25 protein-coding genes are annotated in these 22,893 nt (G+C 70.7%); 11 read left to right on the top strand and 14 right to left on the bottom strand.

All coding sequences use genetic code 11. The features are described from left to right. Positions 1 to 130: 130 nt before the first annotated feature. Positions 131 to 319: a hypothetical protein gene (locus ACFU95_RS34320; protein WP_383835966.1), complete on the top strand. Its 189-nt coding sequence runs from the start codon at positions 131 to 133 to the stop codon at positions 317 to 319. Here the strand turns inward: ACFU95_RS34320 and ACFU95_RS34315 are convergent. Next, positions 279 to 878: a hypothetical protein gene (locus tag ACFU95_RS34315; RefSeq protein WP_383835963.1), complete on the bottom strand. Its 600-nt coding sequence runs from the start codon at positions 876 to 878 to the stop codon at positions 279 to 281. The genes ACFU95_RS34320 and ACFU95_RS34315 overlap by 41 nt on opposite strands. A 190-nt stretch (positions 879 to 1,068) precedes the next feature. Between ACFU95_RS34315 and ACFU95_RS34310 the strand changes: the two genes are divergently transcribed. After that, entirely contained in the window at positions 1,069 to 1,530 is a 462-nt protein-coding gene (locus ACFU95_RS34310) for an FxLYD domain-containing protein (protein ID WP_383835960.1), read from the top strand. Here ACFU95_RS34310 and ACFU95_RS34305 read toward each other — a convergent pair whose 3' ends face one another. Further along, positions 1,531 to 2,133: a DinB family protein gene (locus tag ACFU95_RS34305; protein ID WP_383835957.1), complete on the bottom strand. Its 603-nt coding sequence runs from the start codon at positions 2,131 to 2,133 to the stop codon at positions 1,531 to 1,533. Positions 2,134 to 2,163: 30 nt separating this feature from the next. Next, a complete protein-coding gene (locus ACFU95_RS34300) occupies positions 2,164 to 2,931 on the bottom strand; it encodes a carboxypeptidase regulatory-like domain-containing protein (protein ID WP_383835955.1) in 768 nt (255 codons plus the stop codon). A gap of 185 nt (positions 2,932 to 3,116) precedes the next feature. Here ACFU95_RS34300 and ACFU95_RS34295 point away from each other — a divergent pair, with 185 nt between their 5' ends. Next, complete coding sequence (locus ACFU95_RS34295; protein WP_383835952.1) at positions 3,117 to 3,266, top strand: hypothetical protein; 150 nt, start codon at positions 3,117 to 3,119, stop codon at positions 3,264 to 3,266. A gap of 7 nt (positions 3,267 to 3,273) precedes the next feature. Here ACFU95_RS34295 and ACFU95_RS34290 read toward each other — a convergent pair whose 3' ends face one another. Then, positions 3,274 to 3,567 carry a hypothetical protein gene (locus ACFU95_RS34290; protein ID WP_383835949.1) on the bottom strand — a complete coding sequence of 98 codons (294 nt, stop codon included), beginning with the start codon at positions 3,565 to 3,567 and terminating at the stop codon, positions 3,274 to 3,276. 221 nt (positions 3,568 to 3,788) lie between these two features. On the opposite strand from ACFU95_RS34290, the gene ACFU95_RS34285 reads away from it, so the two are divergent. Continuing rightward, positions 3,789 to 4,475: a DUF4142 domain-containing protein gene (locus tag ACFU95_RS34285; RefSeq protein WP_383835946.1), complete on the top strand. Its 687-nt coding sequence runs from the start codon at positions 3,789 to 3,791 to the stop codon at positions 4,473 to 4,475. Between the two features lie 20 nt (positions 4,476 to 4,495). On the opposite strand, the gene ACFU95_RS34280 is transcribed toward ACFU95_RS34285, so the two are convergent. Then, the gene (locus ACFU95_RS34280; RefSeq protein WP_383835943.1) at positions 4,496 to 6,160 is read right to left on the bottom strand and encodes a glycoside hydrolase family 13 protein; all 1,665 of its coding nucleotides are present in this window, start codon (positions 6,158 to 6,160) and stop codon (positions 4,496 to 4,498) included. Positions 6,161 to 6,410: 250 nt separating this feature from the next. Here ACFU95_RS34280 and ACFU95_RS34275 point away from each other — a divergent pair, with 250 nt between their 5' ends. Then, on the top strand, positions 6,411 to 7,331 hold the full coding sequence (locus tag ACFU95_RS34275) for an LAETG motif-containing sortase-dependent surface protein (RefSeq protein ID WP_383835940.1): 921 nt from the start codon (positions 6,411 to 6,413) through the stop codon (positions 7,329 to 7,331). 64 nt (positions 7,332 to 7,395) lie between these two features. Here ACFU95_RS34275 and ACFU95_RS34270 read toward each other — a convergent pair whose 3' ends face one another. The 7 genes from ACFU95_RS34270 to ACFU95_RS34240 form a co-directional block, all read right to left on the bottom strand. Continuing rightward, the gene (locus tag ACFU95_RS34270; RefSeq protein WP_383835938.1) at positions 7,396 to 8,367 is read right to left on the bottom strand and encodes a nucleoside hydrolase; all 972 of its coding nucleotides are present in this window, start codon (positions 8,365 to 8,367) and stop codon (positions 7,396 to 7,398) included. Between the two features lie 136 nt (positions 8,368 to 8,503). Then, positions 8,504 to 9,766, bottom strand: coding sequence for a threonine--tRNA ligase (gene thrS / locus ACFU95_RS34265; RefSeq protein WP_383835934.1), 1,263 nt, complete (start codon positions 9,764 to 9,766; stop codon positions 8,504 to 8,506). A 249-nt stretch (positions 9,767 to 10,015) separates the two neighbouring features. Then, on the bottom strand, positions 10,016 to 11,182 hold the full coding sequence (gene tgmC / locus ACFU95_RS34260) for an ATP-grasp peptide maturase system methyltransferase (RefSeq protein WP_383835931.1): 1,167 nt from the start codon (positions 11,180 to 11,182) through the stop codon (positions 10,016 to 10,018). Beyond that, positions 11,166 to 12,140 (bottom strand): ATP-grasp ribosomal peptide maturase, encoded by a 975-nt coding sequence (gene tgmB, locus ACFU95_RS34255; RefSeq protein WP_383835928.1) that lies wholly within the window; start codon positions 12,138 to 12,140, stop codon positions 11,166 to 11,168. The genes tgmC and tgmB overlap by 17 nt, the downstream gene beginning before the upstream one ends. Positions 12,141 to 12,145: 5 nt before the next feature. Beyond that, positions 12,146 to 12,403: a putative ATP-grasp-modified RiPP gene (tgmA, locus tag ACFU95_RS34250; RefSeq protein ID WP_383835925.1), complete on the bottom strand. Its 258-nt coding sequence runs from the start codon at positions 12,401 to 12,403 to the stop codon at positions 12,146 to 12,148. 126 nt (positions 12,404 to 12,529) lie between these two features. Next, a complete protein-coding gene (locus ACFU95_RS34245; RefSeq protein WP_383835922.1) occupies positions 12,530 to 12,784 on the bottom strand; it encodes a hypothetical protein in 255 nt (84 codons plus the stop codon). Continuing rightward, positions 12,778 to 13,152, bottom strand: coding sequence for an ATP-binding protein (locus ACFU95_RS34240; protein ID WP_383835919.1), 375 nt, complete (start codon positions 13,150 to 13,152; stop codon positions 12,778 to 12,780). Before ACFU95_RS34240 ends, ACFU95_RS34245 begins: the two co-directional genes overlap by 7 nt. Before the next feature lie 299 nt (positions 13,153 to 13,451). Here ACFU95_RS34240 and ACFU95_RS34235 point away from each other — a divergent pair, with 299 nt between their 5' ends. The 5 genes from ACFU95_RS34235 to ACFU95_RS34215 all read left to right on the top strand — a co-directional run bounded on the left by ACFU95_RS34235 (position 13,452) and on the right by ACFU95_RS34215 (position 16,755). Continuing rightward, the gene (locus ACFU95_RS34235) at positions 13,452 to 13,874 is read left to right on the top strand and encodes a helix-turn-helix domain-containing protein (protein ID WP_383835915.1); all 423 of its coding nucleotides are present in this window, start codon (positions 13,452 to 13,454) and stop codon (positions 13,872 to 13,874) included. Positions 13,875 to 13,882: 8 nt separating this feature from the next. Beyond that, positions 13,883 to 14,719, top strand: coding sequence for a hypothetical protein (locus ACFU95_RS34230; protein ID WP_383835912.1), 837 nt, complete (start codon positions 13,883 to 13,885; stop codon positions 14,717 to 14,719). Beyond that, complete coding sequence (locus tag ACFU95_RS34225; protein ID WP_383835909.1) at positions 14,716 to 15,222, top strand: NUDIX domain-containing protein; 507 nt, start codon at positions 14,716 to 14,718, stop codon at positions 15,220 to 15,222. The genes ACFU95_RS34230 and ACFU95_RS34225 overlap by 4 nt, the downstream gene beginning before the upstream one ends. 27 nt (positions 15,223 to 15,249) lie before the next feature. Further along, positions 15,250 to 15,441, top strand: coding sequence for a DUF397 domain-containing protein (locus ACFU95_RS34220; RefSeq protein WP_383835906.1), 192 nt, complete (start codon positions 15,250 to 15,252; stop codon positions 15,439 to 15,441). Between the two features lie 279 nt (positions 15,442 to 15,720). Next, on the top strand, positions 15,721 to 16,755 hold the full coding sequence (locus tag ACFU95_RS34215) for a hypothetical protein (RefSeq protein ID WP_383835903.1): 1,035 nt from the start codon (positions 15,721 to 15,723) through the stop codon (positions 16,753 to 16,755). Here ACFU95_RS34215 and ACFU95_RS34210 read toward each other — a convergent pair. Continuing rightward, on the bottom strand, positions 16,734 to 19,745 hold the full coding sequence (locus ACFU95_RS34210) for a glycosyl hydrolase family 18 protein (protein ID WP_383835900.1): 3,012 nt from the start codon (positions 19,743 to 19,745) through the stop codon (positions 16,734 to 16,736). The two genes, ACFU95_RS34215 and ACFU95_RS34210, sit on opposite strands and share 22 nt — an antisense overlap. Positions 19,746 to 20,348: 603 nt before the next feature. On the opposite strand from ACFU95_RS34210, the gene ACFU95_RS34205 reads away from it, so the two are divergent. After that, positions 20,349 to 21,134, top strand: a complete 786-nt coding sequence (locus ACFU95_RS34205; protein ID WP_383835897.1) for a hypothetical protein — start codon at positions 20,349 to 20,351, stop codon at positions 21,132 to 21,134. Between the two features lie 7 nt (positions 21,135 to 21,141). Here the strand turns inward: ACFU95_RS34205 and ACFU95_RS34200 are convergent, their stop codons facing one another. After that, positions 21,142 to 22,728 (bottom strand): hypothetical protein, encoded by a 1,587-nt coding sequence (locus ACFU95_RS34200; RefSeq protein WP_383835894.1) that lies wholly within the window; start codon positions 22,726 to 22,728, stop codon positions 21,142 to 21,144. Positions 22,729 to 22,893 lie beyond the last annotated feature (165 nt).

Below are 22,893 nucleotides of genomic sequence, written 5' to 3'. Positions count from 1 at the left end.
GGTGTTTCTTTGGGGGGGGGGGGGTGGGGGGGGGGTGGGGCCGCCAGGAGGTTGGGGAGAAGGGGGGGGTGTCCGGGTGCCCTCTTGCCGGGACCGGAGGGGGTGTGGGTGGTTCTGGGCAGGGGGCTGATTGAGCAGACGACGCTATGTGGCGCGGGGTGTCCCCGGCGGCTACCGCATCTGGGACAACCACGGCCGCCGTTTCTGGGGCGACCACTACGACCTCTGCCCCGACGACCTGCTGACCGAGCTGAACGGCCGCAAGGACCCGGCCCGGATCACCGGCCTGCTGAGGCGTTACCGCGCGTTGAGGCGTTAGCGCCGGCGCTTCCGGCACCGGCGTCGCCGTCGGCGGCACGGGAGACGTCCGGGGCCGTGGCGAGCGCCAGGATCACGAAGAAGTCGATGCCCACCATGATCACCGACCAGACCGGCGTGTACGGCAGGAACAGGAAGTGGGCCACCATGCTGAGGGAGGCCAGGAAGATGCCGGTGATCCGGGCCCACCAGGCGCCCTTGAGGATGCCGTAGCCGACGCCCATGGCCACGGCACCGAGGCCCAGCAGGATCCAGCCCCACGCCGTGAGGTTGATCTTGAAGACGTAGTCGCCGATCCGGCCGTACACATCGTCCTCGGCGATCGCGGAGATGCCCTGGAGGACGGCCAGCAGCCCGTTCACCAGCATCAGCACACCGGCGAAGACGAGTCCTCCGGTGGTCCAGTCGTAGCCGGACGGCGCGGGCCGGGATCCAGCGGTGCCCAAGGCGGGTCCGGATCCGGGGCGGGTCTCGGCCGACGCCCACGTCGTCCGGGACCCAGGGGGGCTGTGCGCCGCGTCGGTCGCCTGCGGATGCGACTGCGGCTGCTGCTGGCTCATGGGTGCCGTACCCCACTTCTCGCGCGTCGCGCGGTCGGGTTCTGCGATCCGTAGGACGACGATCGGCCGGGCCGGGGGCGGCCACCACGGGGGAAGGACCGATCGGGTGACGCCCGGAGTGCGGGCGGCGGCCCACAGCCCTTCACTGGAAGGAGCCCCGACCGACCGCACAGAACCCGCTGGAGGCGCCATGCCCGGTCACCGAACGCGGTGGACGACCGCCGCGATCCTCACGACGACCGCCACCATGGCCGCCGCCCTCACCCTGACCTCCTGCTCCGACGAGGACACGCCCTCGTCGGTGGCCAGCCAGGCGGCATCGGTCTTCGCCTCGGCCACCGCGGAGGCGGGCCGCGAACTCGACGACATCAAGGGCGGCGTCAACGCCAAGGACGCCGTTCGGCTGGGCACTCCGACGACCGACTCCGACGGCCGTACGACCGTGGAGGTCACGGCGCAGAACACGACGGACTCGACGAAGTCCTTCGCCGTGCAGGTCAACTTCCGCAACGAGAACGGCGACCTGCTGGACGCGGCCGTCGTCAGCGTGTCGGACGTGGCCGGGGGCGGGACGGGGAAGGCCACGGCGCGCAGCACGCACGACCTGAGCGGGGAGGTGAAGGCGGAGGTGGCCCGGGCGCTGCGCCACTGATCAGCCGTTGCCCACCTCCCGCGCCACCCGCTCCAGCCGGTGCCGGTGGCTCTCCCACCAAGCCCGGTCACCGGGCGGCAGGTCGGACTTGCCCTCCCCGTACCCGACGCTTCCGTCGGTGAGCTCGCGCACGATGTCGGCGTGGCCGGCGTGCCGCTGACTGTCGGCGATCACGCGCACGAGGATGTGGTGCAGCGTCACCTCACGCCGCTCCTGCGGCCACCACGGGACCTGCCCGGTCGCGTCCAGCGGCAGCGCCTCGACCGTGGCGTCGGAGTGCTTCCAGGCCCGGCGGTACAGCCCGACGATCTCCTCGCGCGACTCGTCGGCGGTGGCCCACATGTCCGCGTTGGGTTCGGCGTCCCGCGTGTACCACCAGGGCGGTGGCGGCTCCTTGTCGAAGAACGGCCTCCCGAAGGTGTCGCCGAGGTACCCCAGCTCCACACCGGCGACATGCTTGACCAGCCCCAGCAGGTTCGTCCCGGTGGGGGTCGAGGGGCGGCGGACGTCGTACTCCGAGAGCCCGTCGAGCTTCCACACGAGGGCGTCACGCGCGTCTTGCAGATACCGGAGAAGGTCTGCTTTCGGGTCCGTTGTCACCATGCCGGGCAGTCTTCCACCCGGCACTGACAGTCACTTGTGCCCCTGGTCGGCGGAGCCCGCCACGACGACGTCGATCTGCTCGCTCATCGCGCCGACCCCGTTGAACGTCGCCGTCGCCTGGAGGCGGCCCGTGCCGGGCGGGAGGGCGCGGCTCGGGACGCACCACCACATGCCGTTGGGCGCGGCCGTCGTCGCGCAGACCTCCTCCTCCGCGGCGTCGCGGACCGTGACCTGGGCGCCCGGGTAGGCCGACCCCAGCAGCTTCGGCCGCGCGCTCAGCGGCACGCCCGGGTGGGGGTGGGACAGGGTCGGCGCGGGCAGTCCGACCGTCACCGTGCAGGTGCCCTTGTGCCGCACGGTGCCCTGCGCGTCCCGCAGGACCAGGGCGCAGTCGGGCAGCCGGGTGCCGGGCTCGGCGTCCGCGGGGACCGACAGGACGAAGGGGTACCTACGGCCCTGCCAGGCCGCCAGCGCCGAGTCCTCGACCGCGGCCGGCGTCCCCTCGAAGGTGTACGTCCCGGTGCTCCCGCCCAGCGTCACCGACCCCCGGTACCCGAGATCGGTGAACGGCGTCCCCGTCACTCTCGTCGTCGAGGGCGCCGTCAGGGTCAGTACAGAGCCCTCGCCCAGGGCTGTCCCGTCGTAGCCGACCTCGACGATGCCCTCCCGGCCGGGCTCGATGGTCGCGCTCGCCCACAGGCCGCCGTCGCCGTCGGCCGTCGCGGGCGTGACCAGTGTGGCCGTCATGCCCGCGACGGCGAGCAGACCGAGGATCGTCGTCTTCCAGGACCTGCTCATCGTCGGCGGAGCTCCTCACACGCGCGTCGGGGTACCCCTGCCTGCGATTCTCGTGGCGCCCGCCCGCCGGTGGCGCGCGGTGTACGGCCGTACGGGGCACCGCGCCTCGGAGCGGCGTGTCCGGGCGGCCAGGGGTCAACGGCTCGGCGCAGGGTGGTCGCAGTTGCCGTCGTCCAGGAGGAACCGTGATGCGTCGTGCCCTCGCCGTCCTGACCGTCGTCGTCGCCGGACTGGTGCTGTCCGCCGTACCCGCTGCCGCCGCCGCTCATGACGGCCCCGGCACCATCGAGAGGAACGAGTGGAACATCCCGCTCAGCAACCTCCGCGTGCTGTAGCCCGACGTCAGCCATTCGCCCCGCCTCCCGCTCTCTCCCCGTGCCGCACCGCTCTCTTCACGTCCGCCTCCGTGTCGTTGCGCGCCGTCCCTTGTTCCTTCGCGTACTCGGTCACCGCGTCATGGACGTCGCGGGCGAGGTCGCGCCAGCCGCGCCAGGCGGTTTCGTAGGTGTCGGTCTGGAGTTCGGTCCAGGGGGTGTGGGCGGGCGGGCCGTAGGCGTCCCGTAGTTCCTCCACGCGGGTGTGTGCCTGGTCCGCCGCCCGCTGCATCGCGACCAGTTCGTCGAAGGTACGTGCCACGCGTCCGGATCCTGCGCCGGCGAGCCCGCCCGGCCCGAGACGCCACGCGACCCGCGCCGCGCCTCTCACCCGGACGGCGCGCTGGGCGTTGCTTTACGGAGCCGATGCCAAGCCAAAAGGTTTCCCGCGCCCCAGAACGCGTACCTCCGTGCGACCCCTCACGTACGACCCGTACCCCGTACGACCCGTACCCCGTACGACCCAGGCCAGGAGGAACCACGGTGCGTATCACCCGCAAGGCGACGGGAACTCTGCTCGTGGGCGGCGCCCTCGGACTGACCCTGGCCGCGCTCGCCTATCCCGCCCTGCTCGGCGTCGGCACCGCCGCCGCCGCACAGGACCGGATCGTCGCCGAGACCTCGGCCGGTCCGCTGACGGAGGCCGACCGGGACTTCGTCGTCAAGGTGCGGGCGGCCGGGCTGTGGGAGTACCCGGTGGGACAGATGGCGCTGCGCAAGGGCACCACCGACGCGGTGCACACGGCCGGCCGGCATCTGATCGCCGGGCACGCGGCGCTGGACGCCGACTGCCGGCGGATCGCCGCGCGGCTGAACATCACGCTGCCCAACCGGCCCAGTCCCCAGCAGCGGGGTTTCGTCGCGACGCTCACCTCGGACACGGGCAGGCAGTTCGACAGCGACATGGCGAACATCCTGCGCGTCACGCACGGCCAGATCTTCGGCACGATCGCGAAGATCCGGGCCACGACCGAGAACACCCTGGTCCGGCAGCTGGCCGATCAGGCCAACAACACCGTCCTGGACCACATCACGGTCATGGAGAAGACCGGGCTGGTCGACTTCGACCAGGTCCTGTTCCAGGAGACGACGCCACCGAAGCTCCCGTCCGAGGACCTGACCCCGCCACCGCCGGCGGCGGGCGAACCGCAGGTGACCCTCGCGCCCTGAGTCACCCGCGGCGGCCCGCCCTACGCCAGCCAGACCGTCGTGTCCGGCCCCAGCAGGCCCCCCTCCAGCGGCGCGCTGCCGAGCAGCACCTCACCGGGCGGCAACCGGACCGCCGTACCGGAGAGGTTGGCCACGCACCGCCAGCCCTCCGAGCGGGCGAAGTGCACCACGCCGGGCGGAGCGTCCGGCGCCCAGACCAACTCCTCCCCCTCCAGCAGCTTGCGGCGCAGCCGCAGGGCCCTGCGGTACAGCTCCAGGGTGGAGCCCTCGACACCGTCCTGGGCCTCGACGGCGTACGCCGCGAAGCCCACCGGCTGGGGCAGCCAGGAGCCGCCCGTGCCGAAGCCGTACGACGGGCCCGTCGTCGTCCACGGCAGCGGCACCCGGCAGCCGTCGCGGCCCTTGCGGACGCGCCCCGTCTGTTCCCAGATCGGGTCCTGGAGGACCTCGAAGGGCAGGTCGGCGACCTCGGGCAGGCCGAGTTCCTCGCCCTGGTAGACGTACGACGAACCGGGCAGCGCCAGCATCAGGAGGGTCGCGGCGCGGGCGCGGCGCAGGCCGGCGGACTCGTCGACGGCCGGTGCGTGGCCGCCGGAGAGAAGCCAGGCGTTGTCGTCCGTGCCGGGCGGGAGCACCAGCCGCGAGGAGTGGCGTACGACGTCGTGGTTGGAGAGCACCCAGGTGGCGGAGGCGCCGGCCGAGCGGGCGGTGGCCAGGGAGTCGGTGATGATCCGGCGGAGTTCGTCGGCGTCCCAGCTTCCCTGGAGGTACTCGAAGTTGAAGGCCTGGCCCAGTTCGTCCGGGCGGGCGTACAGGGCGCGGCGCGAGGCCGGGGTCACCCAGGCCTCGGCCACCGCCATGCGGGGCGGACGGTAGGCGTCGAGGATCTTGCGCCAGTCGCGGTAGATCTCGTGGACCTCGTCGCGGTCGTAGAAGGGGTGGGTGCCGGGCGGGAAGTCCGGGAGTGCCTCCTCGCGGCTCCGTTCCGGGGTGCCGAGGTCGCGCAGCGGCTCGCCGAGGTCCTTGGCCAGCGCGTGGGCCACGTCGACGCGGAAGCCGTCGACACCGCGGTCGGACCAGAAGCGCAGGGTGGTGCGGAAGTCGGCGCGGACCTCCTCGTTCTCCCAGTTCAGGTCGGGCTGCTGGGGGGTGAAGAGGTGCAGGTACCACTCGCCGTCGGCGACCCGGCGCCAGGCGCTGCCGCCGAACACGGACTGCCAGTCGGTGGGCGGGAGTTCGCCGTGCGGGCCGCGGCCGGGGCGGAAGACGTAGCGGTCCCGGGCGGCGGAGCCGGGGGCGGACCGCAGCGCCTCCTGGAACCAGACGTGCTGGTGGGAGGTGTGGTTGGGGACCAGGTCGACGATCACCTTCAGGCCGAGGTGATGAGCCCCGGCGACCATGGTGTCGAAGTCGTCGAGGGTGCCCAGGCGCGGGTCGACATCGCGGTAGTCGGCGACGTCGTAGCCGCCGTCGGCCAGTTCGGAGGGGTAGAAGGGGCTGAGCCACAGGGCGTCCACGCCGAGGGCGGCCAGGTGGTGCAGGCGCTGCGCGACGCCCTTGAGGTCACCGAGCCCGTCGCCGTCGCCGTCGGCGAAGCTGCGGGGGTACACCTGGTAGATGACGGCCTGGCGCCACCAGTCGGGGTTGCTGGACGAGAGGTCGGGCGTGGTGGACGGAACGGTCACGCGGTCTCCTCGCTGGGTGCGTACGGGCGACAGTGAGAACTCTGTCCATTTGGCCGGAAAAGCGAACCCCGTCAGGAGCGGAGAAGATCATTCCTCCTGTGATTGAATTGTGATTGCCGTTTGAACTTTCCTTGCATTACCGCAGGTTGACAGCGTTCTCCCGTCGCCCGACGATGTGCAGACACTGTGGCGCATGTGACCAATGAGCCCAGTGATTCTTCTACGACTCTCACCCCACGATGGGATACGCATGTCCATAGCGAGACGTGTCATCGCGCGACGCCTGTTGGGGACGGGCGCCGCGTCGCTCGCCCTCTGCGCGGCCACCGTCGCCTCCGCCTCCGGCGCCTGGGCCCACGGCACGCCCGGCGGTGACGGCTGGAAGACCGGCGGCAGCTACCAGCCCGGCACCGGCGCCGGCACGGAGACGGCCACCGATCGCTGCCAGTTCTCGCTCGACGGTTCGAACTTCTACGACTCCGTCAAGGTCGACGACCAGAACCTGAAGGTCACCGACGACGGCAAGGTCCACATCAAGGTCCGCGCCGCCGCCGACGCCACGACCTGCACCGCCTCGCTCGCCTCCTACCTCGCCCACGGCGCGACCTTCGCGACCTCCGGCGAGCAGGTCTTCGTCGACTTCGACACGGTCACGGTCAAGCCCGGCCAGACCGACTCCCTCGACATCGCCGTGCCGGACGCGGGCTGCTTCGGGCAGATCGACCTGTACCGGGGCGCCGTGAAGTTCGACGGGAAGCTCGACGCGAACGACGGGTTCGTCCACGGCGACCTGCCCAAGGGCCCGGACCGCCCGGTCATCAAGGACAAGCTGATCGCTGCCTGGAACGGCGGCTCGAAGGACTGCACGACCGAGCCCCCGGCCACCGAGGAGCCCCCGACCACGCCGCCGGCGGAGCCGTCGGAGCCCCCGGCGCAGGAGACGACACCGCCGGCCTCGGAGACGCCTTCGACCGAGACCCCGACCCCGACCCCGGAGGCGTCCGAGCCGACGACTCCCGCGGCGCCCAAGCCGAACGGCGGCGGCGGCGACCTCGCGGAGACCGGCGGCAGCAGCGCGACCGGCCCGATCGCCCTCGGCGCGGTGGTGCTGGTGGCGGGCGGCGCGGCGTTCGTCGTGATGTCGAAGCGGCGGCGTACCGCTCGCTCCTGAACCGACGGTGAACGTGAACGCCCCGGTCGATGCCGGGGCGTTCACGTGACCGGGGGGCCAGGCTTCAGTCGCCCTCCACCGCCGTGAGCCACAGCTTCACGTACCGCTCCACGTCGACCTGCAACCCGACGTTGACGAGGGCCAGTTCGCGCTCCCCCTCGTGGATCTCCGACTCGCCGGGACGCGGACGGCGGTCGACGACGGTCTGACCGCGCGTGGCCCCCGGGGCCAGGCTCACCTCGACCGGGAGAAGCTCGGTGGTCAGGCCGTCAGGGTCGACGACCGCGCACACCGCGCCCGCGTCGCCGAGACCGCCGGTCGGCGTGGGGTCACCGGAGGTGGCGGGGTCACGGTGGGCGAGCAGTTCGCCGGCCATCCGCAGACGGGGCCGCGAACTCTCACGCAGGCGCTGGACGTCGGCCGCCGGGACGAGCACCCGCTTGAAGACGTCCAGCCCGTACATCGTGATCGGCACCCCTGCCGTGAGCAGCACCGCCGCCGCCTCCGGGTCGTGCCACACGTTGAACTCGGCGACCGGCGTGGCGTTCCCGGTGGCGACCGCACCGCCCATGAACACGATCCGCTCGATGTTCCGCACCACCTCCGGGTGCGTACGCAGCAGCAGCGCGATGTTCGTCAGCGGCGCCATCGGGATCAGCGTCACCGGGCGCGGCGACGCCAGGATCTCCCGCCTCAGCAGCGTCACCGCGTCCACGTCGACCGGCACCCGGGTCGGCGCGGGCAGCCCCAGGTCGGCCATCCCGTCCTCCCCGTGCACATGCCGTGCCGACCGGGCGGGCTCGATCAGCGGCCGCTCGGCGCCCCGCGCGACGGGGATGTCACCGGCCCCGGCCTGCTCCAGCACGGTCAGGGTGTTGCGTACGACGCCGTCCACATCCGTGTTGCCCGCCACACAGGTGACGGCGCGCACGTCGAGCCCCGGGTGGCGTACCGCGAACAACAGCGCCAGAGCGTCGTCGACACCGGTGTCACAGTCGATGATCACCGGGATGGGCTGCCCTTCGGCGTTCGTCACGGGGAGTCTCCTCACACGGGTGGGTGGCGGTTGCGCGGATCTGCGGTGGCGGGTTCCGCGGAACCGACCCTACGGTGTCGTACAGGTGGAGTGCGTCGCCGTATGGCGTCGCCGTGCGGGCTTCGTGCGCGCGGCGTCATGCGGCGTCACCGTCCCACAGCCCGGGACCGCGCGCCGCGACGCGGGCGGCGATCCGGTCGACCAGCTCGGCCCCGTTCACGGCCCCCGGCCTGCGCCCGTCCCGCAGCCGTACGGCCGCCACGAGGCCCTCCTCCCCGCCTTCCCGGGCCTCCCGCTCCCCGATGACCGCCTGGTACGGCACGAGGCGTGCCGCGCGGACGCGGGCGCCCAGGGTGCCGTGCTCGGGGCCGGCGAGTTCCGCGCGCAGCCCCTGACGGCGGGCCCGGCGCAGCAGCTCCTCCGCAGGCCCGGTCTGGGCGTCGGACACGGGCAGGATCACCAACTGCACCGGGGCGAGCCAGGGCGGGAAGGCGCCGCCGTGCTGCTCGACGAGGTGGGCGACGGCTCGTTCGACGCTGCCGATGACGCTGCGGTGGACCATGACCGGGCGGTGCCTGGCGCCGTCGGGGCCGATGTAGTGCAGGTCGAAGCGTTCGGGCTGGTGGAAGTCGATCTGGACGGTGGAGAGGGTCGCCTCGCGGCCGGCCGGGTCGGCGATCTGGACATCGATCTTGGGGCCGTAGAACGCGGCCTCGCCTTCGGCGGCCTCGTACGGGATGCCGGAGGCGTCGAGGACCTCGCGGAGCAGGGCGGTGGCGCGCCGCCACAGCTCGGGGTCGGCGACGTATTTGCCACCTCTGCCGCCCTCACCGGGGAGCGAGAGCCGGTGGCGTACGGCCCGGATCCCCAGATCGGCGTAAGCGCGGGTGATGAGTTCCAGGGCGGCGCGGGCCTCGTCCACCGCCTGGTCCAGGGTGCAGAAGACATGGGCGTCGTTGAGCTGAATTGCCCGGACGCGGGTGAGTCCGCCCAGGACCCCCGACAGCTCCGACCGGTACATGCCGCCCAACTCCGCCATGCGGTACGGCAGTTCGCGGTAGCTGTGGGAGCGGGAGCGGTAGATCAGGGCGTGGTGCGGGCAGAGGCTGGGGCGCAGGACGACCTCCTCGGCGCCCAGCCTCATCGGCGGGAACATGTCCTCGCTGTAGTGGTCCCAGTGCCCGGAGATCTCGTACAGCTCGCGCTTGCCGAGTACGGGTGAGTACACGTGCCGGTACCCGGCCCCGCGTTCCGCCTCGCGGATGTACTCCTCCAGCACATGCCGGAGGGTGGCACCGTCGGGCAGCCAGTACGGCAGGCCCGCGCCCATCAGGGGGTCGGTGTCGAAGAGGTCGAGTTCACGGCCGAGGCGGCGGTGGTCGTGATCGTGATCGTGCATGGGGGTGCTCCTCCGGATGAGCTGGAGGGACGAGCACCCACACGACAAAGCCCCGGGGCACTCGCCCGGGGCTTCGGAACGCTCAGGTGTCAGCGCGGCGCCGGGACGTGGTCCGGCGTCGTCGTGGGAGACGGGTTGGCGCGCTGCATGTAGGGACCGTAACAGGAGGTGGGTGGGATGGCGCGTGAGTTTCCCGGTTCCCGTCGCCAGCGTGAAGCCATCTGACTACGCTCAGCTACGGACCTGACGTCAGATGATCCGGTGTTCCCAGCGGAGGGATTGTCGGTCACCGATCCAGTAGGTGTGTGCCTGCTCGGTGATGTGGAGGCGGACGCTCGCGATGTCGGGGCTCCCGGCGTCCCGCCAGGCAGTCAGCGTCTCCTCGACGGCGTCCCACAGGGCCACGGGACCGCCCTGGCGGACCGTCCCGCCGGAGGTGTCCTCGGTGAACGCCGCGAACGACTCGCGCTCGGCGTCGAAGAGGTACAGATTCTGCGTACCGTCGCCGGCCGTTGCTCGCACCAACTGCGCGCCGGGCGCGGTGAGCTGGGCCAGGAAGGCAGGCATCCACTCGTCCAGGAGGGCGGGCGGGAACTTCGCAGGCCGTTCGGTGTCCGGGTAGGCCGTACGGGCGGAGAGATCCCCGGCCAACGGTACGAGGGCCTGCGCACGGGCGTGCATGAAGGAGGAGCGGGCGATGATGCGGCCCTCGGCCGAGCCGTCGTCGTTCACGGTGACCTTGGCCAGGCCGGTGCCGTACGGCCAGGAGCCGACCGTGGCGAGGATGATGCCGCCGGGCTTGGTCTGGCGGACCCACGTGTACGGGATGCGCCGGACGGCGCAGGTTGCGATGACACGGTCATAGGGTGCGCGGGCGGGGTGGCCGAGGAGTCCGTCGCCGGTCACCGTCCACGTGGAGTATCCGGCCTCTTCCAGGGCCGCGTCCGCACGGGCGGCCACCTGGGAGTCGACCTCGACGGTGGTGACGTTGTCCTCGCCGAGACGGTGGCACATGAGGGCGGTGGAGTAGCCGGTGCCGGTGCCGATTTCGAGGACGGAGTGGCCGTCGGCGACATCGAGCTGTTCGAGCATGCCGACGACGGTGGTGGGGGTGGTGGAGGAGGACGTGGGTACGCCGGTCACCGTCTCGGTCGCCTCGTCGGCGGTGAGGCGGCCGTCGAGCTGAGTGGCCAGCGACTCGTCGCGGTAGGCGATCTGCGCCCACTCCTCCGGGGGCGTGCCGAGGGCGGTGACCGGCTGCCAGCGTCCGCCGTCGACCGGCAGGAATACCCCCGGGTGCAGGAACAGTTCGCGTGGTACAGCTCCGAGCGCCGGCCGCCACGGTGAATCCGGGCGCAGGACTCCGGATGTGGTCAGCCGGTCCGCCAGCGCACGGCGTTCAGGGGCGGTGTCCATCAAGTTCTCCTCGGATCAGCAGATCTGCGATTGCGGCGGACATCTCCAGGCCGGTCTTCTCCTCCAGCCAACCCCACTGGCCGTTCGGGTTCAGCTCCAACCAGTGAAAGTCGCCCTTGCCGTCCAGGGCGAGATCGAAGGACCCGGAGACGAGGCCGAAGTGGTCCAGGAAGGCGAGCAGGACCTTCTCCAGACGCTCCGGAAGGTCGACGACGCTGTAGCAGAGCGCGTCGTAATCCGTGCGCCAGTCCAATAGGCCGGAGTCGATCCGGACAGCGAAGACTCGGCGGCCGACGATCAACACACGCAGGTCTGCGACCTTTTCGACACGGGCCTGGAACAGGTGCGGGGCTGCGCTGAGGGTGTCGTCGATCTCGTCGGTGACCACCGGTTCGGCCCATGAGGTCATGGGGACCCCGTCGCGCTCGTACGGTGTCCACCGCAGCGTCTTGGCAATGACCGGGCCGTACGCGGCGACGAACTGGCGGGCCCTGTCGGGATCGTTGGTGACCAGGGTGGGGGGCACGGTCAGCCCGAGGCGTTGGGCCACAGCGAGTTGGGCGGGTTTGTAGTCGGCGGCGGCCTCTCGGAGCGGGTGGTTCACCCACAGAGGGCCGTCGAGGGCATAGAGGATCCCGCCGAGCCCGTAGCGGACCTGCGCGGCGGCGTAGCGGGCGTCGGCGGCCTCCAGGTACGTGAAGGTCGGCCAGACGGGACGGCGCCAGTACACCGCCCGGACGCACTCCAGATCGGCGGTTCTCGACGGGGCCCGGAGCCGCCCGACCACAGGGGCCGGGCAGACACCGAACTGTGCCGAGACCATAAGGTCCGTGCCGATGTCGGCGGGGTTGAAGCGGACCACCGGAGCACCCTTGCGGTTCAGTTCCGTGATCACCATGTCGGCGGTCAGGTCGAGCGGTTCGGTGGCCACGAGGACGGGCCTGTCCGTCTCGGTCATGCGCGTCAGTCCTGCTGCGAGTCCTGGTCGGACCCCTGGTCGTTCTTCGAATCCAGGTTGGTCGTGGTCGTCGTCGAGGTGGCGGAGCTGGTGCCGTGCTTGCCCATCTCGACCACGTGGCCGTCGGCGTCGCGGAAGACACCGACCTGTGTGTCCGGGTCGACCGTGACTGTGGTGAACGGCAGCTTCACCGTCCTGGGATACGGCCCGAGTCGGCGAAGGCCCCAGGGGCGGTGTGCTGCTGTCCGCGTTGCGGTCTGCATGGTGCTCCTTTCATACGTAGCGAGTGGTGCCATAGGTGACGACGGTGACCCGCTGGGGACGTTTCCTCGTCGCCTTCCGCCCGGTGCCGAATGCCGATTCGTGTTCACGGGCGGAAGTCTGTGGATTCACGCGGGAGCGAAGCGGTCTTGGCGCAGACCCTCCAGGACGCGCTGCAGCAAGCCGACTTCGGGGGCCTGGGCCGCGCGGCGGCGGCGCTCGCGCTCCCACAGCTCCGCGTCCGCCTCGACGATGGCGCGGATCTGGGCCAGCGCATCGCCGGACTCGACATACAGACGGACCAGGTCGGCCGAGGTGAGGGGAAGGATCACGTCCTGCGCGACGAGTTCCACCCCGCCGTCGACCAGCCGCAGTGTCAGCATGCTGCCGGTTCCTCGACGCGTAGCTCCGCCCAGACCGTCTTGCCCCAGCGGTGCAGGTCGTAGCCCCAGCAGTCCGACAATGCCTCGACGAGGACCAGCCCACGGCCTTCCTCGGCGCCTTCGACCGGGCGGCGGTCCATCTCCGGCGGGGTACGGGATGTGTCGGTGACGGAAATGCGCACACGACCATCGCCGGCCCGGGTCACCCGCACCCGCAGCAGACGACACGACGTGTGCTGCACCGAGTTGGCGACCAGTTCGTCAACGACCAGGATCCCGGAGTCAGCCAGATCTCCTATACCCCATGTGTGCAGAGCGGCAGAGACCAACAGCCGTGCACGACGGGCGGATGCCCTCTCAGCGGGCATGTTCTCGGTGTACCCGGGCGCACCTGTCGCGGCGGGTCTCGCAATGGGTCGGGTCATGACGCTCACGGGGTCGTCTCCTCGGGGTGTGGGACGTCCAGCCCACGACAGGGGCATGGGCGGGGCTCTCCTCCACGCCGCCGGGTCGGGGAGTCTGCGGATCGGCGCCCGGCGGCTGATGATCAGTCAACGCCGGTAGGGGGTATGGAGGAGACTCCAGGAGGTGACCCCGAGTTGGAGTCACCACGCGTGCACGAGGGGTAGCGTCGGTGCCCGGTGCACGCGCATGGGGGAGATGACGTATGGACCGCCAGGTACAGGACCCGCGAGAGGTCGTCGCGGGGCTGCTCGACGACAGCCGGTTCCTCGGAGCATGCGCGGCACGGGACATGGGCGCGGTGTTCCGGATACTCAACCACCGTGGGATCAGCACGCGGCGCATCGCGGCGGCCGTCGACATCACCCAGGGGCGGCTCTACGACTACATGAACGGCAAGAGCCGCGTGGAGAAGCTTGTGATCTTCGAGCAGATCGCGGACGCCTTCCACATCCCCGGCCATCTCCTCGGCCTCGCCCGCCGGTCGTGGGAGCCTGCTGTCGATGCGCAGCCCCAGCCCCAGCCGCAGCCGCAGCCCCAGCCGGAGGGGGACGATCTGACGGCCATGGACGCATTCCGGTCTGCCGACCGTCAGGCGGGGGGGGAGGGCGGTTGTACGGGGCCGTAGTCCGGCATTTGAAAGACCGCGTCGCCCCCCGCCTGGTCGACATCTCCGGCGGACACGGCGTGTTCGCCGCTGCGGCGGCCCTGACGGAGATGGCGGGCTGGATGGCGCACGACTCCGGCCAGGATGACCTGGCCCTGGGACATTTCCAGCGTGCGCTTCCGCTCGCGCAGACCTCCGGCGACCTGCCCCTGGCTGCACACATCGCAGCGTCCAGCAGTCACCTCGCTCTCCAGACCGGCGACGTTGCAGGGGCCGTGCACTGGGCTCAGGTAGGGCTCGACCTCGCCGGCCGAGGCCCGCGGATTCCCGCACTGGCATCCCGACTCCACACCATGCACGCCCGAGCCCTGGCCGTGGCCGGGCAGCACACGGTCGCCCATCGCGCCCTTGACCAAGCCCGCCGCGACCTCGTCGCCTCCGCCGACGCCGGACACCCCTGGCTGAGCCCCTTCGATCCGGGGCGTCTGGCGAGCGAGGCGGCGCTGATCCTGGTCGATCTCGGCGAGCACGACGCCGCCCTGGACACTGCCAAGGATGCCGTCGCACTGCGGGGTGCCGACCGTACGCGCTCCCTCGCGCTGAGCCGGATCACCCTCGTCGACATCCACGTCCGGCGAGGTGACCTCGACGCCGCCCTTGACGTCGGCCACGCCCTGCTCAGCACCAGTCCCACCCTTGGCTCCGTCCGTGTCGTCCGCCAACTCGACGACCTCCGCACCGCCCTGGAACCCCACAGGACCTACGGACCGGTGCGGGAGTACCTGGGGAGATTCGACGACGCGCGGAGGGCCAGAATGCTGCTGCTCGCCGATCTCATCCCGTCCCCGGGAGGCACCCGCACATGAAGCCCACACCCGCAGACCCCGACGCCTGGAACGCCTACCTGGCCGAGGGCAACGCCAAGCAGGCCCGTAAGCGTGTGGCGGCTGACGTCTTGCTCCGCGACCGCTCGGGGCGGGTCCTGCTGGTGAACCCGACCTACAAACCGGGGTGGGATCTACCGGGCGGCATGGCGGAGGCGAACGAGCCGCCGGAGAAGACGGCGGTACGGGAGCTGCGCGAGGAGCTGGGCCTGGACGTCGTCGTGCGCGGCCTCTTGGTCGTCGACTGGGTGGCGCCGCACGGGCCGTGGGACGACCAGATCGCGTTCATCTTCGACGGTGGCGTCCTCGACGTGGACGAGGCACTGGAGCCTCACGACCAAGAGCTGTCCGCGGCTGGGTTCTACAGCATGTCCGAGGCCAGCCGGATGGTGCGGGATCGTATGCGGCGGCGGTTGGCTGCTGCGGTGCAGGCTCTGCGTGAGGGGCGGACGGCGTACCTGCACGACGGGGACGCGGTCTGGTGATTTACATCAGGAAGGTGGCGGAGAGCTATGAGCACTGAGCTGTCGTGGTTCAAGTCCAGCTACAGCGATGACCAGGGCGGCGAATGCCTCGAAGTCGCCGCCTGCCCCCACAGCATCCACGTCCGCGACTCGAAGCTCGGCGCTCGCAGCCCCCAGTTCAGTGTCACCTCCGACACATGGACCGCCTTCGTCACGTACGCGCACGACACCGCGGCCTGAGCCCCGGGCGTCGGACCCCGACATTCGAGCCCCTTTTGCAAGGAATGGGCGGGAAGAATTGAACCCACCCTCCCGCCCTCCCCGTGCCGTCGCGCACACGCCAACTCCCGCGCATACCAGCGCACATGACTTTTCGTAACCGGCTTGCGACACGACGTCACGACCCTCTAGCGTTCGCGGCAACAAACAACCCCGGTCGGGTGTTAGCAGCACCCGCCGGGGTCTCACCTCAAGATCGGAACAAGCGATCCCGTGGTTTACGAAAACTCTAACGCCCCCTTGCCCGCGCCCGCAGCCCACCCCTTGGCCAAACCCGGCTACGGCAAGCGCTCCGCCCCGGACCAAGTGCCGCCCCGCGCCGACGACTTCGCCCACCTCCCGCCCCGTGAGGCGTACCTCGCCGGATTCCTCGACCGGCTCAGCGACAACGCGGCCATGGACGCCAAGACCATCGCCAAGGCGCAGCCACTGTACGGCCAGCAAGCCGTTCGCAGCGCACTCAACGAGCTCAGCAGGCACGGCCACCTGCGCCGAGTACGCCGACGCGCCCAGCCCGGTGAGACCGGCGTCGACAACGCCACCCGTTGGGTGTTCCACACGTACTGGTCGCGTACCGCACGTTCCAGCGATTGGTGGGCACGGTTCCTCGCGGGTGACGAGCCGGTAGCAGAAGAGGTAGCTGACGTAAGGCCCCAGACCGCTCCCGGCGGCGTACCCCCGCAGGCCGAGACCGAGCCGCCGCCCAACCCTCCCGCGCGCCCCCACCCCACCCCCGCCTACACCGCCCTCGCCCGGCTCGGCCTCCATGACCCGCGCCTCGCCCTCTCCGCCGCCGACTGCGGGGCCCTGCAAACCCTCGCCGAGGAGTGGCTGGCCCGGGGCGCGACCCCGGATCACCTGACGGGGAGCCTCGTCGCGGGGCTCCCCGACCAGGTTCACTCGCCCCGCGCCTTCGTCCAGCGCCGCCTTCGCGACAAGGTGCCGCCAGCGCTGCCCGCAGCGCCCAAAGAGCCCGCGTCGCCCGGCCCCCGCCGCCTCATGGAGTGCACCGACTGCGGAGTACCGGGCCGCCCGGAAGCCCTTCCAGGGGGTCTCTGCCGGGGGTGCCGGGGCGATGGGATGCAAAGGGCCCGAGGAGGCGAGGGGAGCGCCGTAACGCCTGTAACACCCGAAAGGCTCCTCTCGCCGCCCACCCGCCCCGCAGCGACCCCCGACACCGTGCGCGCCCTCGCGGAGCAGTTGCGGAGCGCCGTACGCGCCAGTCGGGCACGACTATGCCGAGGCCCTGGGGATCAGGTCGGGTCGCCCTCGTAGTCGGGCCGGATGGCGATCCTCATCGGGTCGCCGGGCGGGTAACTGGTCCTTGTGTCCCAGAGTTCGAGGGTGCGCTTCAGGCAGTCGTTCTCGGAGGCCACCTCCATGGCGAGCTGCTGGCCGATCTTGTTGTTCTTCTCGTCCGCCTCGTTGTCCGCGTCCGTACCCGGCCTGCCGGCCTCGTGCGCATCGCCCATTTCGGTCGCGAAGTCCTTGCCCAGCCTCTTGGTGAGCATGCACTGCCAGAAGACGTGACGGACGGAGTTCTGCTTCTCCGGGTCCGTCATGTGCTCCACGACCTTGTACACCTGGATGTGTACGCCGATCCACGGGTAGATCTTGTCCAGGTTCTCCGGCCTGCGGATGACCTCGACTTCCTCCTTGCTGATGTTCTTTCCGATCAGGTACACGGACTCCAGGACGCCATCGAACCCCTGGTTCCGGACCTTGTCGCCGATCTTGCTCACGATGGCGGCGACCGTGCCCATCTTCTCCGCGCTGTCCTTCTTCCTGACGGCGTTGTAGCCCATCCCGACAAGCCCCGCCCCGGCGACGGCGACGGTCAGAGCGGTGGTGACGACCGCCTCGGGAATGAGGACCACGGCGATGGCGACGCCGAGGAATGCCGCGAGGATGTCGCCGCCGACGCTGCGGGGGCCGATCCCGCCGGCCCCTCCGTCCCTCCGGCGGACGGTCTCCAGCAGGGTGTTGTAGACATCCTTGCTCGGAACCGTGTTGCACTCGCAGTGGAACTCGGCGTCGGAGGACACGCTCATGGTCATCGTCCAGTCGCCCGCCTGCGGATCCTTGACGACCACGAGGCGCACCGAGTCGCCCGACATCTTGACGAGTCGACCGGCCTCGTCGACGTCCTTGTCGTACGCGTTCCCGTCGGGGTCCTTGAGGCTCATGACGACCCCCTCGGGGAAGTCGACCGAGTCGTCGTCCTTCGTGACCACCGCATAGAGGAACGGCGCGTCCTCACCGATGGTCATCGTGTTCGTGAGGTTGAACCGCTCCACGTTGTCCCAGCCGTCCGGGGACGGAACGGTGTCGACCTGGCAGTACATGCAGTCGTTCTCACCCCGTGCCTGCTTCGTGGGCGCGGGTACCGGGCTCGGATCGTCGCTGACGTCGAAAATGCCCCAGAGTCCGCCGACTCCCTTGTCCTCGATCTCCGTCGGCTCGTCGAAGTACTGGCCCGCGATGAGCGCCGGGGTCTGCTTCGCGGCCTCTTGCCAGTCGTCGCTGAGGGAGAGGCCCCACAGGCGCGAGGCGTACCGCGTGTACCCGTCGGGCGCCCCGTCCTTCTCTTCCACGTGACCCCAGAACCAGTCCGGGACGTCGTCATTGTCGAGGACGTCGAACTCGCCCCAGAGTCCGAGAGCGCCCTTGTCCACAATGCGCGTCGGCCGGTTGAAGTACTGCCTCTTGACCACCGCCGGACAGTTCTGGGCGACGCTCTTCCAGTCCGCGTCGTCGGGGATGTTCCACAGCCGCGCCGAGAACTGCCGCATGCCGTTGTCCTGGGTGCCGTCGTCCTGGAACTGCAGGGCGCTGGTCGCGTGCCCAAGGAATCCGACGGAGTCCCACAGATAGGAATTGGCCACCGGGACCGGCGGGTCCGTGATGGGCGAGGCCTCGGGGACCGGGTTGCCGGAGGCGAGATAAAGGGCCTTGATGATGCTCTTGCCGTCTTCCCAGACGTCGTTGGAGAGTTCCCAGATGATGACGCCCTTGGCGCCGACCCCCTTGAGGAACTTCAGCTTGGTGACGGCGGTGTCCGGGGTCTCGAAATAGATGTTGTGGGCGTACGGGTACTCGCCCGGAGGAAGGGGTTCGGCGAGCTTGGGGCGGGGTGTCTTCCCGTCCACCTTGATGTTCGCGTCCTCGGCGTCCAGGGCGTCCGGGAATTCGTCCAGGATTTCCTTGTACCGCAGCACCTTGTAACCCGGGGGAACTTCACCGGTCAGGTCGTCCGGCTCCTTGGCCGCGGCGAAGTCATAGCCGTAGACCGGTACGCCGGCGGCGATCTTTCCGCGGTCCACCTCCTGTCCCTTGCCCTGCCAGTTCATGAAGAGCGGATTCGTCCAGTACCAGAGGCAGTCCTCGACCGACAGGATCGGATTGTTCTCCACGGCGTCGCCACCCGGGGCGTCCGAACCAGCGCCCGCCCTGGCCCCCGGCCAGCCGCCCTGCTGTTCGCGGAGGTACGACTCCAGATAGACATCCGCCTCACGGATCTTCGCCGTGTCCTTCCCGCGGATCTTGTGCAGGGCGGAATGCGGACCGACCGGGGACTTGTCCCACGACCCGGTGAGGTCGTAGGTCATCACGCCCACCCAGTCGAGGTGTTCGGCCATGTCCGGGTCGTAGTTGTTCCCGTACCACGACGTGCCGAAGACGGCCGCCGACACGATCTTGTCGGGCATGGCCTCCTTCAGCTTCTTGGCGAAGAGAGTCAGGCCCCGCCCCGCGGGATGCGGGCCGTCGCTCTTCATCCGGCCGCCCTGGTCCTGGGCGCCGGGCCGGCCCCACCAGCACTCCAGGTCGAGATCGACGCCGTCCAGGCCGTTGTGGGTGACGTAGTCCACGACGTTGCGCACGGCCTGGTCGAGCTTCGGCGAGGCCGGGTCGGTCCCGACGGCCGTCATCAGGTCAAGGAACGCGAAGTCGTTCGCGCCACCCAGCGCGACCATGATCTTGGTCCCGTACAGGTTCGCGGCCATGAGCACGTCCGCGAGAACGGAGCCGACCTCCCGGACCGACTTGGGGTCGAACGCGCCGGACTCCTGCTCGCTGAACGTCAAGAACGAAATGATGCCGTGCGTGATGTACTGATACATCTCGCCCTTGCCGTAGTCGAATCCCTCCTCTTTCCGCCAGGTAGGGATGTACGCGATGATGTTCGCCCGCTCGGTCTCCTTGTGCGGGGTCTTGTCGTACAACTCGTCGAAGAAGCGCCAGCCGTTCTTGTTCGGATCCCCCACCCCCGGCTCGTCGGCCCAGAAAGCGGCGCGGAAAATGTTTCCCTCGTACTTGGTGACGGAACCCGTCTTGTAGCCTTGGGGATTCTTTACCCACTTGGGTACGTCAGGGTAGTCCGAGGAATTTCCCACTTGAACTCACTCTCCATGGTGCGGTGTTCGTGCGGTCATGGCCAGCCAACTGGAGGCTATCTCGCCGTGCCAGACCAGAATCAGCCCCGCTGCCGGCTGTGAACAACGTCTCCGCTGGCGCGCCGACTTGAATCGCTTGAGGCACTACCTGCACGCCCCGAGACGGGGACAGCACAGTGCGGCGAAGGGAGTTCTTCAAGGACGACGTTCTCGGCGGCGGCGATACCTACCGCGTCCATCTCGGCGAGTACCACATTGCGGCAGCTCGGCCCCACCGTGACCTACCGGCGGTCGCCGAAGCCCTGGAACGGGCCAGGGCGGGACGGGCAGGGGCGGCGGGGGCGAGAACCTGTCCGGCGTGCACCCACGTCACCCGGACGGCCCGGCGCACTGGTGGTCGCCCCCGTGGGGTGGTGCCTTAAGAACACGTACCCGATCTTGAGGCGCACGCCACCCCAGCCCAGGAGGCCCGAGATGCCCCGTCCCCCGGCCCGAGCCGTCGTCGCCGTGGTGCTCTTGGCAGGCACCCTGCTGACCGCTCCCGCGTGCGACTCCATCGCCGGCCTGGGCAGACCGGTCTCGGCCCCCCGCGGCAGCGCCTCCGCCGCGAGCCCCAGTGCGTCGGCGACCCCCGCGGCCGCCCCCACCCTCACCGAGTCCCAGGCGCGGGCCGCGCTCGTCAGCGAGGCCGACCTGGGCGAGCCCTGGGTCGCCACCGAGGGCTTCGCCACCTGGCGGGAGTCCATGCTCAAGGCGAGTACCGAGTCGGCCGACGCGGAGTGCGGAAAACTGCTCGACGCGCTGTACGCGGAGGAACTCCTCGGGCCCGACGCCACCACGCGCGCGTCGGTCGGCCTGGACGACCCGGCCGACGAGGCCCAGCTGCGCTACCAGGTCGTGGCCCATCGCCCCGACGCCGTGGACCGGACGCTGGCGTGGCTGGGCCGCATGCCGCAGGAGTGCGGCCGGTTCACGGCGACCGCGGGCGGCGGGGAGATGGCCGTCGAGGTCACCGAGGCCGAGATGCCGGAGGTCGGCGATGCCCGGCAGGGCCTGCGGGTCGTCCTCAGCGCCGTCTCCGAGTACGAGGACGCGCCCGTCCTCACCCTCCACGTCGCCGCCGTCCGGGTGGACGACGACGCGATCGTCCTCACCAACGGCGGCCTCTTCGACGTACCGGCCGACGCCACCTGGGCGGCCGTCGAACTGGGCGCCCACCGGCTGACCGAGGTCCACAAGCGGGGACGGGCGGAGATCTGAGCCCGCCCTAGCCGACCGCTGCGACCGCTGTCGCCGGCCCCCCGATCCTGGTCCAGTCACCGCCGGGCGACCAGCGCCACACCGACCCGCCGTCCGCCGCGACCCGGTAGAGCGCGTGGCTGTCCATCGCCAGGGCCGCCGCCCCCGAATCGCCGATCTCCGACCAGATCCACGGCTCCCCCGTGTACTGCCACAGCCGCCCCGTTTCCGGGTTGACGGCGAAGAGGCCGAGTTCGCCACCGTAGATCGCCCGCGCGGGCCCGCCGATGACGTGCCACCTGTCGCCGCTCCCGGACCACTGCCAGACCTGGTTCCGGGCCGGATTGAGCCCGTAGAGGTGGCGGGGGCCGACGACGAAGTGCGCGCCGGGATTGCCCACGCGGGTCCAGGTCTCCCTGGCGGAGTCGTAGCCGATGAGGTGTCCGCCGGAGGGTTCGGTGGCGAAGAGCCCGGCCCCGCCCGCGTAGATGTGCCCGGCGGGGCCGCCGATCGAAGTCCAGCTTCCGGCACGGCCGTTCCAGCGCAGGACCTTGTCGCGCTTCGGGGTGAGGGCGTAGAGGGAGGAGCCACCGAGGGCGAGTTCGGAGGCGGTACCGATGACGGTCCAGGAGTTCGGGGTGCCGTCGTAGCGGGAGACGCGCCCGGTCTTCTCGTCGAGCGCGAAGACGCCGGACTCTCCCGCGTACGGCGCCCCCACCCCCTTCCCGACCGTGGCCCAGGTGTCGCCGGACCCTGACCAGCGCAGCAGGGTGCGGCCGTCGGAGGAGAGGGCGTAGGCGGGCCCGGTGGCGGCGGGGGCGGTACGGGACGGGGGCGGTGCGCTCCGTTCGGTGCCCCGGGACGGGATCGACGCGCCGCTCGGTGAGACGGCCGCCCGGCCGGGGGTGTGGGTGGCGGAGGGCGAGGGCTGACCGGCGGAGGGGCCGGTGGCCGCCTCGGGTCGACGGTCCGCCACCCCGTCGTCACCGCGCTGGAGGACAACGATCGTGCCCGCCGCGACCACGGCGAGGACGACAGCCGCGGTGATCGCGAGCCGGATACGGCGGGCCCGGGAAGACGTTGCGTTGCCGACAGTGCGGGTCTCGGTGGGACTGTCCGGGCTGGTCAACGGATTGTCCGGGGCGGGAGCGGAGGCAGCGGGAGCGGCGGAGCTGCCGGAGCCGGACACACCGGGGCCGTGTGCCAGGGGGGTCTCCGAGCCGGCCGGAGCAGTCCCGACACCAGCCGGGCCGACCGCGCTGGAGCCGTACGCGGCGGAGGCCGCCGGATCGGGGGCGGCGGGCCCGGCGGACACGGCAGACCCGGCCAACCCAGCAGACCCAGCCGAACCGGCCTCGTCGGCAGATCCAGCCGGGCCCCGCGGTGCCGGGGCGGAACTCCCGCCGGATCCGGCGCCCCCGCCCCCACCCGCGACCGCCGCCCGCTGCGCCGCCTGGTGCAGGCGCCGTGCCTCGTCCAGCCTCCCGCTCCGTACCGCCGGGTCGCGTACCTCCCGCTCCACCACCGTCTGCAGCCGCCGCCAGGGAATCACCCGCACCCCCGACCGGTACTCCCCCCACGTCGTCTTGCTGACCTCGCCGTATCTCTCGGCCAAGTCCCGCACGGTCCACCTGTCCGTCACTTCGCACAGGAACCGGGCCAGCGCGTTGGCCGCTTCACTCCGTCCTCTGAACTCACCCCGCTGACGACCGGCCACGGCCCCCGCACCCCCGTTTTTGTCCGGGCGGACAAACCCTGTCCGCCCACTTCCCTCGCTCTG

This window comes from Streptomyces sp. NPDC057623, assembly GCF_042800355.1.
GTDB lineage: Bacteria > Actinomycetota > Actinomycetes > Streptomycetales > Streptomycetaceae > Streptomyces.
Note: the sequence above shows the minus strand (reverse complement) of the source record. Positions and strands in the feature narration are given on the sequence as shown.

Coding starts and splice junctions, on each gene's coding strand:
- ACFU95_RS34315 (WP_383835963.1), bottom strand. CDS start 878: ATGAGCCAGCAGCAGCCGCAGTCGCATCCGCAGGCGACCGACGCGGCG.
- ACFU95_RS34310 (WP_383835960.1), top strand. CDS start 1,069: ATGCCCGGTCACCGAACGCGGTGGACGACCGCCGCGATCCTCACGACG.
- ACFU95_RS34305 (WP_383835957.1), bottom strand. CDS start 2,133: ATGGTGACAACGGACCCGAAAGCAGACCTTCTCCGGTATCTGCAAGAC.
- ACFU95_RS34300 (WP_383835955.1), bottom strand. CDS start 2,931: ATGAGCAGGTCCTGGAAGACGACGATCCTCGGTCTGCTCGCCGTCGCG.
- ACFU95_RS34275 (WP_383835940.1), top strand. CDS start 6,411: ATGTCCATAGCGAGACGTGTCATCGCGCGACGCCTGTTGGGGACGGGC.
- thrS (WP_383835934.1), bottom strand. CDS start 9,766: ATGCACGATCACGATCACGACCACCGCCGCCTCGGCCGTGAACTCGAC.
- tgmC (WP_383835931.1), bottom strand. CDS start 11,182: ATGGACACCGCCCCTGAACGCCGTGCGCTGGCGGACCGGCTGACCACA.
- tgmB (WP_383835928.1), bottom strand. CDS start 12,140: ATGACCGAGACGGACAGGCCCGTCCTCGTGGCCACCGAACCGCTCGAC.
- tgmA (WP_383835925.1), bottom strand. CDS start 12,403: ATGCAGACCGCAACGCGGACAGCAGCACACCGCCCCTGGGGCCTTCGC.
- ACFU95_RS34245 (WP_383835922.1), bottom strand. CDS start 12,784: ATGCTGACACTGCGGCTGGTCGACGGCGGGGTGGAACTCGTCGCGCAG.
- ACFU95_RS34240 (WP_383835919.1), bottom strand. CDS start 13,152: ATGCCCGCTGAGAGGGCATCCGCCCGTCGTGCACGGCTGTTGGTCTCT.
- ACFU95_RS34235 (WP_383835915.1), top strand. CDS start 13,452: ATGGACCGCCAGGTACAGGACCCGCGAGAGGTCGTCGCGGGGCTGCTC.
- ACFU95_RS34225 (WP_383835909.1), top strand. CDS start 14,716: ATGAAGCCCACACCCGCAGACCCCGACGCCTGGAACGCCTACCTGGCC.
- ACFU95_RS34220 (WP_383835906.1), top strand. CDS start 15,250: ATGAGCACTGAGCTGTCGTGGTTCAAGTCCAGCTACAGCGATGACCAG.
- ACFU95_RS34205 (WP_383835897.1), top strand. CDS start 20,349: ATGCCCCGTCCCCCGGCCCGAGCCGTCGTCGCCGTGGTGCTCTTGGCA.